This window comes from Oceanicola sp. D3 (assembly GCF_006351965.1).
GTDB lineage: Bacteria > Pseudomonadota > Alphaproteobacteria > Rhodobacterales > Rhodobacteraceae > Vannielia.
This window is the reverse complement of sequence record NZ_CP040932.1, coordinates 723,140-736,457: the sequence shown is the minus strand read 5'-3', so window position 1 is coordinate 736,457 and position 13,318 is coordinate 723,140. Positions and strand designations below refer to the sequence as shown.

General features: G+C 65.9%; 17 protein-coding genes. 9 read left to right on the top strand and 8 right to left on the bottom strand.

All coding sequences use genetic code 11. The annotated features are described in order from the left end of the window. Positions 1-49 precede the first annotated feature (49 nt). The gene (locus tag FHY55_RS03830) at positions 50-1,258 is read right to left on the bottom strand and encodes a cytochrome P450 (RefSeq protein WP_140012928.1); all 1,209 of its coding nucleotides are present in this window, start codon (positions 1,256-1,258) and stop codon (positions 50-52) included. Between the two features lie 145 nt (positions 1,259-1,403). On the opposite strand from FHY55_RS03830, the gene FHY55_RS03825 reads away from it, so the two are divergent. Continuing rightward, positions 1,404-2,147 (top strand): GntR family transcriptional regulator, encoded by a 744-nt coding sequence (locus FHY55_RS03825; RefSeq protein ID WP_140012927.1) that lies wholly within the window; start codon positions 1,404-1,406, stop codon positions 2,145-2,147. 119 nt (positions 2,148-2,266) lie between these two features. After that, positions 2,267-2,710, top strand: a complete 444-nt coding sequence (locus tag FHY55_RS03820; RefSeq protein WP_140012926.1) for a hypothetical protein — start codon at positions 2,267-2,269, stop codon at positions 2,708-2,710. Between the two features lie 75 nt (positions 2,711-2,785). On the opposite strand, the gene FHY55_RS03815 is transcribed toward FHY55_RS03820, so the two are convergent. Further along, the gene (locus FHY55_RS03815; RefSeq protein WP_140012925.1) at positions 2,786-3,460 is read right to left on the bottom strand and encodes an SOS response-associated peptidase; all 675 of its coding nucleotides are present in this window, start codon (positions 3,458-3,460) and stop codon (positions 2,786-2,788) included. 5 nt (positions 3,461-3,465) lie between these two features. Further along, positions 3,466-3,768 carry a DUF1992 domain-containing protein gene (locus FHY55_RS03810; protein WP_140012924.1) on the bottom strand — a complete coding sequence of 101 codons (303 nt, stop codon included), beginning with the start codon at positions 3,766-3,768 and terminating at the stop codon, positions 3,466-3,468. Between the two features lie 103 nt (positions 3,769-3,871). Between FHY55_RS03810 and FHY55_RS03805 the strand changes: the two genes are divergently transcribed. Then, positions 3,872-4,981 carry a glycine cleavage system protein T gene (locus FHY55_RS03805; RefSeq protein WP_140012923.1) on the top strand — a complete coding sequence of 370 codons (1,110 nt, stop codon included), beginning with the start codon at positions 3,872-3,874 and terminating at the stop codon, positions 4,979-4,981. A gap of 48 nt (positions 4,982-5,029) precedes the next feature. Here the strand turns inward: FHY55_RS03805 and FHY55_RS03800 are convergent, their stop codons facing one another. Next, positions 5,030-5,497 carry a GFA family protein gene (locus tag FHY55_RS03800; protein WP_140012922.1) on the bottom strand — a complete coding sequence of 156 codons (468 nt, stop codon included), beginning with the start codon at positions 5,495-5,497 and terminating at the stop codon, positions 5,030-5,032. Between the two features lie 385 nt (positions 5,498-5,882). On the opposite strand from FHY55_RS03800, the gene FHY55_RS03795 reads away from it, so the two are divergent. Together FHY55_RS03795 and FHY55_RS03790 are read left to right on the top strand one after the other, a co-directional pair. After that, on the top strand, positions 5,883-6,281 hold the full coding sequence (locus FHY55_RS03795; protein ID WP_140012921.1) for a GFA family protein: 399 nt from the start codon (positions 5,883-5,885) through the stop codon (positions 6,279-6,281). Positions 6,282-6,355: 74 nt separating this feature from the next. Next, positions 6,356-6,619 (top strand): hypothetical protein, encoded by a 264-nt coding sequence (locus FHY55_RS03790; RefSeq protein ID WP_140012920.1) that lies wholly within the window; start codon positions 6,356-6,358, stop codon positions 6,617-6,619. A 57-nt stretch (positions 6,620-6,676) separates the two neighbouring features. Here the strand turns inward: FHY55_RS03790 and FHY55_RS03785 are convergent, their stop codons facing one another. Next, a complete protein-coding gene (locus tag FHY55_RS03785; RefSeq protein ID WP_140012919.1) occupies positions 6,677-8,245 on the bottom strand; it encodes a bifunctional UDP-sugar hydrolase/5'-nucleotidase in 1,569 nt (522 codons plus the stop codon). A gap of 198 nt (positions 8,246-8,443) precedes the next feature. Here FHY55_RS03785 and FHY55_RS03780 point away from each other — a divergent pair, with 198 nt between their 5' ends. From FHY55_RS03780 to arsC, 4 genes are all read left to right on the top strand, one after another. Continuing rightward, a complete protein-coding gene (locus FHY55_RS03780; protein ID WP_140012918.1) occupies positions 8,444-8,980 on the top strand; it encodes a DUF421 domain-containing protein in 537 nt (178 codons plus the stop codon). Positions 8,981-9,052: 72 nt separating this feature from the next. Continuing rightward, positions 9,053-9,391, top strand: a complete 339-nt coding sequence (locus tag FHY55_RS03775) for a DUF952 domain-containing protein (protein ID WP_140012917.1) — start codon at positions 9,053-9,055, stop codon at positions 9,389-9,391. Next, positions 9,388-10,446, top strand: a complete 1,059-nt coding sequence (locus FHY55_RS03770) for a quinone-dependent dihydroorotate dehydrogenase (protein ID WP_140012916.1) — start codon at positions 9,388-9,390, stop codon at positions 10,444-10,446. Before FHY55_RS03775 ends, FHY55_RS03770 begins: the two co-directional genes overlap by 4 nt. Then, entirely contained in the window at positions 10,443-10,787 is a 345-nt protein-coding gene (arsC, locus tag FHY55_RS03765) for an arsenate reductase (glutaredoxin) (RefSeq protein ID WP_140012915.1), read from the top strand. The genes FHY55_RS03770 and arsC overlap by 4 nt, the downstream gene beginning before the upstream one ends. A gap of 63 nt (positions 10,788-10,850) precedes the next feature. Here the strand turns inward: arsC and FHY55_RS03760 are convergent, their stop codons facing one another. The 3 genes from FHY55_RS03760 to FHY55_RS03750 are packed head-to-tail and all read right to left on the bottom strand — an operon-like array spanning position 10,851 to position 13,181. Further along, positions 10,851-12,194: an MATE family efflux transporter gene (locus tag FHY55_RS03760; protein WP_140012914.1), complete on the bottom strand. Its 1,344-nt coding sequence runs from the start codon at positions 12,192-12,194 to the stop codon at positions 10,851-10,853. Next, positions 12,172-12,696, bottom strand: coding sequence for a PaaI family thioesterase (locus FHY55_RS03755; protein ID WP_140012913.1), 525 nt, complete (start codon positions 12,694-12,696; stop codon positions 12,172-12,174). Before FHY55_RS03755 ends, FHY55_RS03760 begins: the two co-directional genes overlap by 23 nt. Further along, on the bottom strand, positions 12,693-13,181 hold the full coding sequence (locus tag FHY55_RS03750; protein ID WP_140012912.1) for a PaaI family thioesterase: 489 nt from the start codon (positions 13,179-13,181) through the stop codon (positions 12,693-12,695). The genes FHY55_RS03755 and FHY55_RS03750 overlap by 4 nt, the downstream gene beginning before the upstream one ends. Between the last annotated feature and the right edge of the window lie 137 nt (positions 13,182-13,318).

Genomic DNA, 13,318 nt, shown 5'->3' with positions numbered 1-13,318 from the left:
GCGGGGCGTGCCCCGCCGTTGCAGGCGCATCAAGGCATGACGGCGGGGATCAGCCGAGCACGACCGGCAGGTTGAGCGGGCCACGGAAGCCCCAGCCGCTCCAGACCACATCTTCTGGCTCGGCCAGCCGGATGTTGGGGTATTTCTCGAAGATCATTGGCAGCATCACCTGCCCCACGGCCCGGCGGGCGACGTGGGTGCCTTGGCAAAAGTGCGGGCCGTTGCCGAAGCTCTGGTGCGGGTTGCTCTTGCGGTAGACGTTGAACAGGTGGCCATCCTCAAACACCTCCTCATCCCAATTGGCGGAGGCTTGCAGGGTCATCACCGTGGAGTGCTTGGGAATGTGGTAGCCACGGATCTCGGTGTCTTCCAGCACGTAGCGGCCCGACACGGAGATGGGCGCGACCCAGCGCACGCCTTCCTCGAAAGCTTTCACCCAGTCACCGCCTGCCTTCACCTGCTCCAACTGGTCGGGGTTGGTCAGCAGGCCGTAGAGGATGGTGCAGAGTGCGTCGCGCGGCTCGTTGATGCCGCCACCGATGGCGATTTTGATGTTGGCGTGAATCTGGCTGAGCGGGATCGGGTTTTCGGCGTTCAGCATGACCGAAAATGCGGAATTGTTGGGGTGCTCGCGGTGGCGGGCTTCGATTTGGGTGAAGAGCGCGTCCATCTCGTCGTTGGCGGCTTCGGAGCGGGCGAAGATCTCTTCGTTCTCGCCAAAGTTGCCGGCACCGTCGATCAGCGCTTGTGACCAGCGGATCATTTCGGCGTCGCTGGCCTCCTCCAGCCCGAGCAGCACCGCAAGGCCACGGGCAGCGTAGGGTGCGGCGAGCATTGGGAACAGGTCGACCACCTCGCCTTTTGGCAGACGGTCCAGATACTCCTCAGCGACCTTCTGGTAGCGCGGCACCCAATCCTGGGTGATGACCTTGGGGCTGAATGCGCCCTGCATCGCGCCACGCTCGCATTTGTGCTCTTCGCCGTCCTTGCGCATCAGCGTGTGAGCCCGGAAGGCGCGGTGCATCGGGGTGATCGGATCGTTGGAGGAGAAGATCTGCGGGTTGTCCTTCACGTATTTCGTGTCGGCCCATTTGGAGAGGAGGATGCGGTTCATCCCCGGCACGCGCACCACTGGCATGTCGCGGCGCAGGCGGGCGTAGATGGGATAGGGATCGCGGGTGAGCGCCTCGAGGTTGATGCTTTCGTCCACCGGCACCGGCTTGCCGCCTGCCTGCACTTCGGTTGCTGTATCGCTCATGCTTTCCTCCCCTGCCGGGCGGCCCCTCCGACTCGCCCATTGGCCAAACTGTATACCGTTTGCGCGATAATGCCAATATGGGAGCGCAGATGCTTGGATATTGCCGCCAAACAGTATACAGATAGAGCAGAAGGACGGAGGATGCATGGCGGACGGCGGGAAGCTCAGGAACATCGACCACGCGGTGCGCACCCTGCGGGACCGCATCCTTTCTGGCGGGCTACCCAAGGGCGCGCATCTGTCTGAAACGGCGGCGGCAGAGATGCTGGGCCTTTCGCGCACGCCAACGCGGGAGGCGCTAGCGCAGCTTGTAGAGGAAGGCTTGCTGGAGCGCGGGGCCTCGGGGCGCTGCGCGGTGCGCGCGCTGACGCGCGATGACGTGGCCGACGCCATCGAGTTGCGCGGCGTGCTTGAGGGCATGGTGCTGCGGCTGGCGGCCGAGCGCGGGCCGGATGCGGCGGCGCTCGCAGAGGCCGAGGCCCGCGCGGAGGAGATTGAGGCGGTGATCCACGCCGGGGCGCAGGCGTTGGATTTTGAGCGCTATGCCGAGCTGAACGCCGCCTTCCACGCGGCCCTTGCCCGGCTGGCCGCCTCTCCGCTGCTGGAGCGGGAATTGCTGCGCGCCCACCGGCTGCCACTGGCCTCGCCCTCGGCCTTTCTGGGCAGTCAGGCGGCGCAGCTGGAATTTCGGCGCTCGCTGATTCTTGCGCAAAGCCAGCACCGCGCCATGCTGGCCGCCGTCACCGCCCGTGAAGGCAGCCGAGCCGAGGCGCTGGGGCGCGAACATGCCCGGCTGGCACGGCAGAACTTTGACGCCGCCCTGCGGCTCGGGCCTGAAGGCGGGGTTGGCGAGATTCCGGGGCTGGCGCTGGTTTCTGCGCCGACCTGACGGCGAAGAATATACTTACAAAATGACGTATCCCTGCCGTTTTTTGGCCTTCTTTACCGAGCATCAATGCAACATCAAAACTGTGGGTAGGGGCCCGAATGCAGTTAAAGGAGGCTCCGATGCTGCGTACAACCGTGACTTTCGCCGCCCTCGCAGCGGCGCTTTCCGCCGGTGCCGCCACGGCGGCCACCCACGAGGTCAATATCTTCGACAACGACCTGATGCCGCCCGTTGTGCTCGCCGAACCCGGCGATACCGTGCGCTTCAACAACGACGATCAGGGCAACCATGTTGTCTGGTCGACCGACATGTCCTGGTCCACCGGTGAGATCCCGGCTGGCGTGGCGGTGGAGTTTGTCGTGACCGACACGATGTCTCTCGAATACACGCTCGATGAGTCCTACTTCATCGACTACAGCCTGGAAGACGGCGGCGATGACCCGTTTGACGGTGTTATCGAAGAAGGGATCGACATTTCGGACACCAACGCCAATGGCGAGTTGGATGAAGGCGAGATTTACTTTGAAAGCGCTTCCAACAACGGCAACAACGGCAACAACTGACCGGGCTGAGTTAGCTGATGCAGGGCCGCCTTCTGAAAAGGAGCGCGGCCCTTTTGCTGTTTCATGGCGCGATCTTCAGGGCGCGATCGGCTCGATGAGGCTTTCGCCTGAAGCGCGGTTGGAATTGACGGCCCTGTCCACCCGCCACATGCGCAGCGCACCTTCGGGCGGTGGCTGCATGAGCGGCGCCGCGCCCTTGCCCGCCTCGCCCAGCCACAGTGCCCAGTCATCCGGCTCCAGAATGACCGGCGTGCGGTGGTGGATCTCGGCCATTTCATGGGTGGCAGCGGTGGTGACGATGGCGCAGGTTGGCCCATCCACCTTGTCTTCACCCTCGCGGGACCACTCCTGCCAGATGGCTGCGAAGGCCATTGGGGCACCGTCGGCGCGGGTGATGTACCACGGCAGGCGGTTGCCTTCGGCGTCCTTTGTCCATTCATAGAAGCCGCTGGCCGGGACGATGCAGCGGCGCTCGCGGCAGGCGGCGCGGAAGGCGGGCTTTTCGGCCACGGTTTCGGCGCGGGCGTTGATGAGCAGGGGGCCGTCGGTGGGGGTTTTGTACCAATGGGGGATGAGGCCCCAGCGCATGGGACGCAGCCGCCGCGCGCCCTCGGCGCTGGTGAGGGTGGCGATCTGGGTGGTGGGGCAGACGTTGTAGCGCGGCACCTCGGGCAGATCGTTGGAGGGCAGCGCGCCGAAGAGCTGGGCCATGGCGTCATCGGGCAGGGTGATGGCGAAGCGGCCGCACATGGGGGCTAACCGCGCTTGCGGGCGAGTTCGATCTTGGCCTCGGTCATCGACATTTCGCGGACGATCTCGGCCCGGCGCGTTCTGTCACCGGTTTCGCGCAGCTCCTCGCGCAGCCTTGCCAGCTCGCGGGAGAGCGATACGAACTCGGGCACCGCGCCATTGTCTTTGAGGATGCGATGCATCACCGCGTTTTCCGGATCATCGCAGGGGGGCAGCGGCTTGCCTGCGCCCGGCAGGTTATCAAACTGCCCGTCCGCCTCGGCGGCGCGGATCTTGGCGGTGATGAGATCTATCAGCGGGTGGTCCATGCGCCCAATCTAGCCTTTTGCGCCCGCGGCGAAAGCCCCCGGCTTGCAGCCGCCCCTCGGCCAAGGCTATCTGCGGCGAAACTGCCAAACAGGACGCGCCGCCATGCCCTACGCCCTTCACATCGGCCCCAACATTCGCAAGTCGCCCTATTTCGAGGCCACTGTAGCTGACGGGGTGCAGGGCTTTTCGGTTTACAACCACATGTTCATCCCGGGCCACTTTGGCGACCCGGAGGGCGAGTATGACAGGCTGCTGAACGGGGTGGCGATGTGGGATGTGGCTGCGCAGCGGCAGGTGGAGCTGACCGGCCCCGACGCCGCCCGCCTTGCCCAGCGCCTCACCCCGCGCAACCTTGATGGCCTAAAGGTGGGGCGGGGGCGCTACGTGCCGATCTGTGACCATGATGGCTGGCTCATCAACGACCCGGTGCTGCTGAAACTGGCGGAAGATCACTTTTGGCTCTCCGTGGCGGATAGCGACATTCACCTTTGGGCGATGGCGGTGGCCCGCGAGGGCGGCATGGATGTGCAGGTGCGCGAGCCGGATGTGTCGCCGCTGGCGATACAGGGGCCGAAGGCGATGGATGTGGCCGAGGCGCTGCTGGGCGGCTGGGTGCGTGAGCTGCCCTTCTTCGGCTTCCGCGAGGTGGAGCTGGAGGGCATCCCCCTCGTGGTGGCGCGCTCCGGCTGGTCCAAGCAGGGCGGGGTGGAGCTTTACTTGCGGGATGGCAGCAAGGGCGGCGATTTGTGGCAACGGGTGAAGGCGGCGGGCCAGCCCTTCGGGATCGGGCCGGGCGCGCCGAATGACATTGAGCGGCTGGAGAGCGGCCTGATCTCTTATGGCGCGGACATGCGGCGCCAGTGCCTGCCCGCCAACCCGTTTGAGATAGGCTTTGGCGCGATGGTGAACCTTGAGGCGGGCCATGACTTTATTGGCCGCGCCGCGCTGGAACGGATCAAGGCCGAGGGTTGGACGCGGGAGCGGCGCGTGCTGGAGGTTGAGGGCGACCCTGTGGAGGGCAATGCCCACCCCCTGCCCTTGCGGCTTGAGGGCGCAGAGGTTGGCACGCTCTTCGAGATGGCCCATTCGCGTCGGCTCGGGGTGAACATCGCGCACGGCATGGTGCCTCGCGATCTGGCGGAGGACGCGGCGCTTTGGGTTGATCTGCCGGGTGGACCGCGCCGCGTGGCGCCGCACGCCGACACTGATTGAGCGGCCTTGTCGCCACGCGCGCGCACCCAGCGCGGCGGGCCCTGAGCCTCACATCCGGTGCGCCAGCGCCTTCTCGCGCCGCTTTAGGGCCCAATCGGGCCAGTGCTCGGAACGCCGGTAGAAGGCGGGCATAGCGGGCACGCCCTTGGGGAGAACCACCCAGGGCAGCTTGGTTTCGGTGAAAATGTGAATGTCTGGCGGCAGCTGCGCGGCGTCTTCCAGCGTGCCGACCCGGACGAAAGACATCAGCTCGCCCGCGCCAGCGTAATGGCTCCAGAGCGCCACCTTGCAGCGCGGACAGCGGTGGATGATTTGGCCCTTGCCGCTGGCCGAGGGGGTGACGACCTGCTCAGGCGTTCCGTGATGCAGCTCGATACAGGCCGTTTCGATCAGGGCGTTAAGCACGAAGGCGGAGCCGGTTTCGCGCTGGCACCATGTGCAGTGGCAGCAATGGGTGAACAGCGGCCTGTCGGTCAGGCGATAGCGGACCTTTCCGCAGGTGCAGCGTCCTTCCATGTCTCACGGCTCCGAATTGCCCTAGTTTCGTTGCGAATGAGCGTCAGTAACGGGCCAAAGTCAACAGGTTGACGTTACGTCTTGCATTGGGCCCGGCGGAGGCTCAGGCTGCAGGCGAGTTTGACAGAGTGAATGGTTCAGGTCTTGTTTTATTATGTTCTCGGGGCACCGAGCCTATGCACCGTGTTGTTCATCTTCCTGCGCCGGAAACGCCGCCACGCGCGACGACCTCACTTGCCTTCATCTGCCGCAACCGTCCCCTGCCGCTGGGCCGCCGAAGGGCCCGGGGCGCTTCGATGCCAGTCCTGCGGGGCGCTCTCGCGAACCCATGGGCGGGGCGGATCGGCCCGCTGCACCGCCGGGCTGACCGCATCGCGCTGACCCTGTGCTGACGGGTCATTGCCTCTGCGGGGCCGCCGGGTGGCGGCTGGAGGCCCGGCCCGAGGCGGCGACGGCCTGCAACTGCACCGCCTGCCGCCGCTACGGCGTGCTTTGGGCCTATGGCTGGGAGGACAACGGGCTTTCGACCTCGGGCGACACCCGGGCATGGCACCGGCCCGAGGCGGCCAGCATGAGCTTCAACCATTGCCCCGCCTGCGGCTGCCTCCTGTTCGGCCGCGCCTTTGCGCCCCGCGCGGACGGGCGCATCCGGATGGCGGTGAACCTGCGGCTGGCCGACGTTCCGGCAGAGGTGGCGGATGTCCCGATCCGCAAGTTCGACGGGTTGGGCAAGTTCGCCCCGGTGCCCGGCGATGCGCGCTGTGTGGCCGACCTGTGGTGGTAGTCGCCTGACTTGCCGCGCGCCGGGCAATCTGCAAATCTTGCGCCCCGACCCCACCAACCGGAGCCAGCCTGAACGTGCCCGTTCTTCTCACAGCCCTTGCCGTCATCGGCCTCTTCGTCTGGTGGAACTGGGGCCGCGCCCGCGCGCGGAGCGAGCTTTCATCGAGGCTCGATCCGCTGGCAAACAAGGTGCTGCGCCGCCGCAAGTGCCGCTGGCGGCCCACCGGCGGTTCGGGCGCACTGAAGGAGTTTCGGTGCGAGAGCTGCGGGGTTACCGCCTATTCGCAGCGCAGCGCGGGTCCGGCGGAATGCAAGCGCAACCTGCGCAGCTCTCTCTGAGCCGAAGCCACGAAAAAGGGCGCCCCGAAGAGCGCCCTTTGCCGGGTCTGAACAGCCTTACTTCTGGGTGATGCGCCCGTCGGTATAGGGCGTGTAAGGCGCGTTTGCGGCGATGAACTCGGCGGTCACATCGGCAAGGTCGGGCCCGAAGTCATAGGCGTTTTCGGCATCCACGAACATGGCGTAGCCGTCCCCGCCGTTGCGGACGTAGTTGTTGGAGACGAGGCCATAGGTCTTTTCCATGTCCAGCGGCAGCCATTCTTCGCCGTCCTGCACCATCACGTCAGACACGCGCGAACCCGGCTCGGCGGCTCCGTCGAAGGTGAACTTGAGGCCAGCGACCTGCGGGAAGCGGCCAGCGCCCTCCTCCACCTGGCTCACGCCATTTTCGAGCGCCTCTTTCACCACGGCACCCGAGACCTGGAAGGTCGAGAGCGTGTTTTGGAAGGGCAGCACGGTAAGCACCTCGCCCATTGTCACTTCACCGGCGTCGATGGAGGCACGCAGGCCACCCGAGTTGGCGATGGCGATGGACACGCCCTGATCTTTCACACGGTCGAGCATGGCATCGGCCACGAGGTTGCCCATTGAGCATTCCATCGCGCGGCAGACATCACGGTTGCCCTCGATGGCTTCGGCGGCCTCGGCGACCACCTTGTTGCGGATTTCCTCCAGCGGCGCGGCGGCCTCGGTGATTCGGGCCTTGGTGGCCTCATCCTCGACCACTTCGCCGCTCATCACGATGGGCGCCCCAACGGCCTCGGTCACCATGCCTTCGTCATCGAAGGTCACGTTCAGCTCGCCAAGGAACTTGCCGTAGGCGTAGGCCTGCACGATCTGCACGCCGTTCACCACGGTCGGATAGGGGCCTTCGGCGTTGTCCATCTTGCCCAGCAGAGTGTTGGAGTGGCCGCCCACGATCACATCGACGCCGGTGGTGCCTTCGGCCACCTTCTGGTCGATCACGTAGCCGGAGTGCGACAGGACGATGATCTTGTTCACGCCCTCTTCGGTCAACTTGTCGACCTCGCCCTGCACGGCGTCGACCGGTGCGGTGAAGATCACGTTGGGGCCGGGGGAGGCCAGCTCATCGGTGTCTTGCGGGGTGAGGCCGATCAGGCCGATCTTTTCGCCGCCCTGCTCGATCACCGTGCTCTTCATGATCGCATCGGCCAGCAGCGGCTCGCCGCTGACATCGGCGTTGGACATCAGCACCGGGAACTCGACGGCGTCGATGAATCCGGCCAGCACCTCGGGGCCGTCGTCGAACTCGTGGTTGCCCACGGTCATCGCGGTGTAGCCCATCTGGTTCATCATCTCGGCGGCGAGCTTGCCCTTGTAGTAGGTGTAGAAGAGCGTGCCCTGAAACTGGTCGCCGCCATCGACGAGGATCCAGTTGTTGGAGCGGGCCTTGGCCTCCTGCATCGCGGTCATCAGGCGGGCGGAACCGCCGAAACATTCGCCGGCGTCATTGTCTTCAGCCGAGCAGGGGCCGTCATACTTGGAGATCGGCTCGAAACGGGCGTGAAAGTCGTTGGTGTGAAGAATCGTAAGGGAATACTCGGCACTGGCGGCCCCGGCGGATAGCGCCAGCGCGGCCACGGAGGAGAGGATCTTGGAGGACATTTTTATAAGCTCCCGGTTGGATTATTGCAGCGATGTTGGCCCCTTGCGCGTGCAGAGTCAAAGGGGCGCAACGCTACGTCAACGCCGCGGCAGGCGCGGCGGGCGATAGCAGGCGGCGGCCCGGCCCCTCCCCCGCCCACGCCACGCACCATCGGAACAATCGGCGCGGCTATTCCGTTGGCTCTGGAAGGAGGTGGCATGGACTGGTCGGAGATGTTGTTTCAGGGCTGGAGCGGGATCCTGCGCACGGTGATCGTCGGGGCGCTGGGCTACCTGTTTCTTGTCGTCGCGCTGCGCATCTCGGGCAAGCGCACGCTGGCCAAGCTCAACGCCTTTGATCTGGTCGTAACTGTGGCCTTCGGCTCCACGCTGGCCGCCATCCTGCTGAACGAAGACATCGCATTGGCCGAAGGCGCCACCGCGCTGACCCTGTTGATCGCCCTGCAATACGCCGTAACCAGCCTGTCGGTGCGCTCAAGCACCTTTGCCCGCGCGGTCCGCTCGGAGCCAAGCCTTTTGCTGCGCGATGGTGCGCCGCTGGAGCGGGCCATGCGGGCGGCGCGGGTGACACGTGAGGAGCTGGAAACGGTGGCTCGGCGCGAGGGGCATCGGGATCTTTCAGAGGTTGCGGCGGTGATCCTTGAGTCCGATGGATCCTTCTCGGTTATGGGCTCGGCTCGGCAAGACGGGGACCGTGCAAGAGAGGGGCGGGCGAAGGATGGGCTTACGGCATAGCGCCTGTTTACGGCCTCGCCGGGCCACGGCAGCAGGCTTGACCGTTCGGCGTGGCTGGGGCATGCCCGCTGCATGCTGATTTACAAGATCTTCCGCCGCCCCGAATGGGACGCCTTCCGCGACGCGGGCCTTACCGAGGGCGCGCCGGTGGATGTGGCCGACGGGTTCATCCATTTTTCGACCTCCGCGCAGGTGACAGAAACCGCCGCCAAGCATTTTGCCGAGGAGAGCGACCTTGTGCTGGTGGCCTTCGATCCCGATGCGCTCGGCGAGGCGCTGAAGTGGGAGCCCTCGCGGGGTGGAGCACTGTTTCCGCATCTTTACCGGCGGCTGGCGCTTTCGGAGGTGGTTTGGGACAAGTCGCTGCCACTGGGACAGGCGGGGCATATCTTTCCGGAAGGTATGCTGTGAGCCTGATCGAACAGGCCGCCCTCGCCGTGCTGCGCCGGGTTGACCCCGAGCGCGCGCATGGGCTGGCGCTGAAGGCGCTGCACACCCCGTTTGCCCCCCTGCCCGGCCCTGTCACATCACCGCGGCTGGCCACGGAGATTGCCGGGCTAGCGCTGCCCAACCCGGTGGGGCTTGCGGCGGGGTTTGACAAGAACGGCACCGCCATGGCGCCGCTCGCCCGCGCGGGCTTTGGCTTTATCGAACTCGGCGCCGTGACCCCGCGGGGCCAGCCCGGCAACCCCAAGCCCCGGCTCTTCCGGCTGCGCGAGGACCGGGCGGCCATCAACCGCTTCGGCTTCAACAACGAAGGCATGGAGGCGATGGCGCGGCGGCTTGAGGCACGGCCACAGGGCTTTCCCATCGGGCTGAACCTCGGGGCCAACAAGGACAGCGAGGACCGCGCGGCGGATTTTGCCACCGTCCTCACCCGCTGCGGCCCGATGCTCGATTTTGCCACTGTTAACGTGAGCAGCCCCAACACCGAGCGGCTGCGCGACCTGCAAGGCGCCGATGCCCTTACTGCGCTGCTGACCGGCGTGATGGCCGCCCGCGATGCGCTTGAGCGCCCGATCCCGGTGTTCCTCAAGATTGCGCCCGACCTCGACGCGCAGGAGATTGAAGACATCGCCCTTGTCGCCCGCAGCACCGGCGTCGATGCCATCATCGCCACCAACACCACGCTCGACCGCGACGGGCTGCAAAGCGCGCATGCGGGCGAAAAGGGCGGCCTCTCCGGTGCGCCGCTGTTCGAGAAATCCACCCGCGTTCTGGCGCAGCTCTCGCTTGCCACCGAGGGGCAGATTCCGCTGATTGGCGTTGGGGGCGTATCGTCGCCCGAGGAGGCCTTTGCCAAGATCACCGCCGGGGCCTCTGCGGTGCAGCTCTATACCGCGCTGGTGTATGGCGGCCTCAGCCTTGCCGCCCGTATCGCCCACGGCCTCGACGAGATCCTCGCCGCGCGCGGCTACACGCATATCTCGCAGGCCACAGGCACTGACAGAGAGGCATGGCTATGAGCAACCCCGTGATGTGGCACAACCCGCGCTGCTCCAAGTCGCGCGAAACGCTGAAGCTGCTGGAGGAGAAGGGCTACACCCCCGAGGTGCGGCTCTACCTCGACAATCCGCCAGACCCGGAAGAGCTGGAACGCGCTGCTGCCGAGTTGGGCCTTGGCCCGATGGAGATGATCCGCCGCAAGGAGGCCCCGGCCGAGGGGCTCTCTGATGACATGGCCCCCGGCATGCTCTTTGCCGCCATGGCCGCCGACCCGATCCTGATCGAGCGCCCGGTGGTCTTCTACAAGGGCCGCGCTGCGATTGGCCGCCCGCCGGAAAACGTGCTCAGCATCCTTGACTGACCTGTTGCATTTTCTTGCAGCAACCACTCACCCCGCAGCCTCCAGCTGCGCCACCCCGCCGCTCTAGCCCGCCGCGTCGCGCTCCAGCGCCGGGTAGCGCAGCCCCATGAAAAACCCCCGCGCCGCGAAGCTCACCAAGAGCGCTGCCCAGACCCCGTGGTTGCCGAGCCACGGCACCAGCGCGGCCAGCGCGGTGAGGTAGCAGAGCAGCGACCAGAACATGAGATCGCGCATGTCGCGGCTGCGGGTGGCGCCGATGTAGATGCCGTCGAACATCCATGAGGCGGCACCGACGAAGGGGGCCAGCACCATCCAGAACAGATGCGCCCGCGCCGCCTCGCGCACGCCGGGCGCGGTTGTCATCACGTCGATGATGAGCGGGCCGAAGCTGAGGAAGACAAGGCCCAGCGCCGCGCCCGTTCCAAAGCCCCAGAGGCTTGTAAGCACTGCGCTGCGCCGCACCGCCGCCGGGCTTTTGCGGCCATAGGCCTGCCCCACGAAGACCTCCGCCGAGAAGGCGAAGCCATCGAGCGCGTAGGAGGTGATGAAGAGAAACTGGAGGAGGATCTGGTTGGCGGCCAGCTTGATGTCGCCAAAGCGTGCGCCGAGGAAGAGGAAGGAGACGAAGATCACCTCCAGCATCAGGGTGCGCAGCAGGATGTTGGTGTTGACGTTGGCCATGTGCAGCAGGCGGGCCGGGTCGAAGATGAGGGCCTTGTTGCGCCAATACTCGCCCGCGAAGGCATCGCGGCAGAGCCAGAGCCCCAGCGCCGCGCCGGACCATTCGGCGATGAAGGTTGCCATCGCCACGCCGTTCACGCCCCAGTCGAAGCCGAGCACGAAGAGCAGGTCGAGCGCGATGTTGGTGAGGTTCATCCAGAGTTGGATCACCAGCACACCGCGGGTGCGCTCTTTTGCGATCAGCCAGCCGGTCAGCCCGAAGACGGCGATGGCCCCGGGTGCCGACCAGATGCGGATGGCCATGTAGCCCCGCGCTGCCGCCTCGACCTCGGGGCTGGCGGGCGACACTGCGAAGGCCCCGGCAAAGAGCAGCCACTGGGTTGCGATAAGTAGCGCCCCGCCGGTGCCCGCGATGAGCAGGGCGCGCACCAGTAGGGCCGACACCTCTGCCGCATCCCCTGCACCCTCGGCTTGGCTGGTCAGCCCCACAGTGCCCATCCGCAGGAAGCCGAAGAGCCAGTAGATCGAGGTGAGGATGATCGCGCCGATGCCTACCGCGCCAATCGGCACCGGGTCGCCAAGCTGGCCCACGACACCGGTATCCACCGCGCCGAGGATTGGCACGGTGGCGTTGGAGATCACGATGGGCACCGCAATGTGCAGGATGCGCCGGTGGGTTACGGGCTTTGCAGAGCCGCTGGCCTCAGCCGCCGGATGAGTCGTCATCTGGCTTTGGCTGCGGCATCAGGAAATGGCCGGTGGCTTGAGCAAAGGGGCGGTTTACGTTGTCTTGCCATGCCTCGACATGGACGGAGGCGTAGCGCCGCCCCGAGCGGTTGACGCGGGCGCGGGCGTAGGCATCGCGCGGCAGACCGGCACGCAGGTAATCCACCGAGAAGTCGATGGTTTTGGGCAGGCGCGTGCGCCCCTCGGCGACGAACTGTTCCGGGTCGAACGGCCCGCCTTCGATCTTGCTCCAGAGTTCCTGCCATGCCAGCTGCACCACAGCGGCGACCTCCAGAAAGCCTGCCGTCGCCCCGCCGTGGAGCGCGGGCAGCATCGGGTTGCCGATCAGCTTGGGGTCATAGGGCAACACGGCTGTTAGCTCATCGCCGCGCCGGTCGAACCGGATGCCGAGGAACTGCACGAAGTTGATGCCGCGCACCAATGTGTTCAGCGCCGTGTCGCGCCGCTCCTTGATGACCTGCACGGGTTCTGGCGTTTTCATTGGCCCAGCTCCTTTTGACGGTTTGCCAGCGCCTGCATTGCCGCCTGCATTTCCTCGGCCGTGCGCGGTGCGCGCATGTGGCCATAGGTAAAGGCCCCAGCCGCCGTGGCGACCGGCTTGCTCTCATCTTCGTCCCATGCAGTTGTGCGCACAAACACCACCGTGCGGGTGATGTGGTAGCACTCTGCCGAAGCACGCACGCGCTGGCCCGGCGTGGCCGCGCGCATGTAGTCGATCCGCAGATCGAGCGTTGCCGTGCCCAGCCCCTTGGGCAATGTCATCACCGCCGTGCCGCTTGTGGTATCCATCAGCGCCGAGATCGCGCCGCCGTGCAGCACCTCGCCATCGCCGGCAAGCGCCTCGGCGTAGGGCATGGAAATGCTCACCCGCCCTTCTGCAACCTCATCGGCCCGCATGCCGAGCGCCTTCGAATAGGGCAAGGCGTCAATGAATGACTGCACCCAGTCCACGCTGAAATCGCTCATCGGGATCCTTCCTATACTCTTGGTCAGCTCACTATCCTTCTGGGCAGGGCCGCCCGCAACCCTGCATGATTGATAAGCGGCTGCCGCTGTTTTAGGCTGGCGACGATTTGGTATATCTAGCCAGGGAGCCATCGCCC

Excerpts from the sequence above, each read along its gene's own strand:
- FHY55_RS03830 (WP_140012928.1), bottom strand. The coding sequence starts at position 1,258 with ATGAGCGATACAGCAACCGAAGTGCAGGCAGGCGGCAAGCCGGTGCCG.
- FHY55_RS03825 (WP_140012927.1), top strand. The coding sequence starts at position 1,404 with ATGGCGGACGGCGGGAAGCTCAGGAACATCGACCACGCGGTGCGCACC.
- FHY55_RS03820 (WP_140012926.1), top strand. The coding sequence starts at position 2,267 with ATGCTGCGTACAACCGTGACTTTCGCCGCCCTCGCAGCGGCGCTTTCC.
- FHY55_RS03815 (WP_140012925.1), bottom strand. The coding sequence starts at position 3,460 with ATGTGCGGCCGCTTCGCCATCACCCTGCCCGATGACGCCATGGCCCAG.
- FHY55_RS03810 (WP_140012924.1), bottom strand. The coding sequence starts at position 3,768 with ATGGACCACCCGCTGATAGATCTCATCACCGCCAAGATCCGCGCCGCC.
- FHY55_RS03805 (WP_140012923.1), top strand. The coding sequence starts at position 3,872 with ATGCCCTACGCCCTTCACATCGGCCCCAACATTCGCAAGTCGCCCTAT.
- FHY55_RS03800 (WP_140012922.1), bottom strand. The coding sequence starts at position 5,497 with ATGGAAGGACGCTGCACCTGCGGAAAGGTCCGCTATCGCCTGACCGAC.
- FHY55_RS03785 (WP_140012919.1), bottom strand. The coding sequence starts at position 8,245 with ATGTCCTCCAAGATCCTCTCCTCCGTGGCCGCGCTGGCGCTATCCGCC.
- FHY55_RS03780 (WP_140012918.1), top strand. The coding sequence starts at position 8,444 with ATGGACTGGTCGGAGATGTTGTTTCAGGGCTGGAGCGGGATCCTGCGC.
- FHY55_RS03775 (WP_140012917.1), top strand. The coding sequence starts at position 9,053 with ATGCTGATTTACAAGATCTTCCGCCGCCCCGAATGGGACGCCTTCCGC.
- arsC (WP_140012915.1), top strand. The coding sequence starts at position 10,443 with ATGAGCAACCCCGTGATGTGGCACAACCCGCGCTGCTCCAAGTCGCGC.
- FHY55_RS03760 (WP_140012914.1), bottom strand. The coding sequence starts at position 12,194 with ATGACGACTCATCCGGCGGCTGAGGCCAGCGGCTCTGCAAAGCCCGTA.
- FHY55_RS03755 (WP_140012913.1), bottom strand. The coding sequence starts at position 12,696 with ATGAAAACGCCAGAACCCGTGCAGGTCATCAAGGAGCGGCGCGACACG.
- FHY55_RS03750 (WP_140012912.1), bottom strand. The coding sequence starts at position 13,181 with ATGAGCGATTTCAGCGTGGACTGGGTGCAGTCATTCATTGACGCCTTG.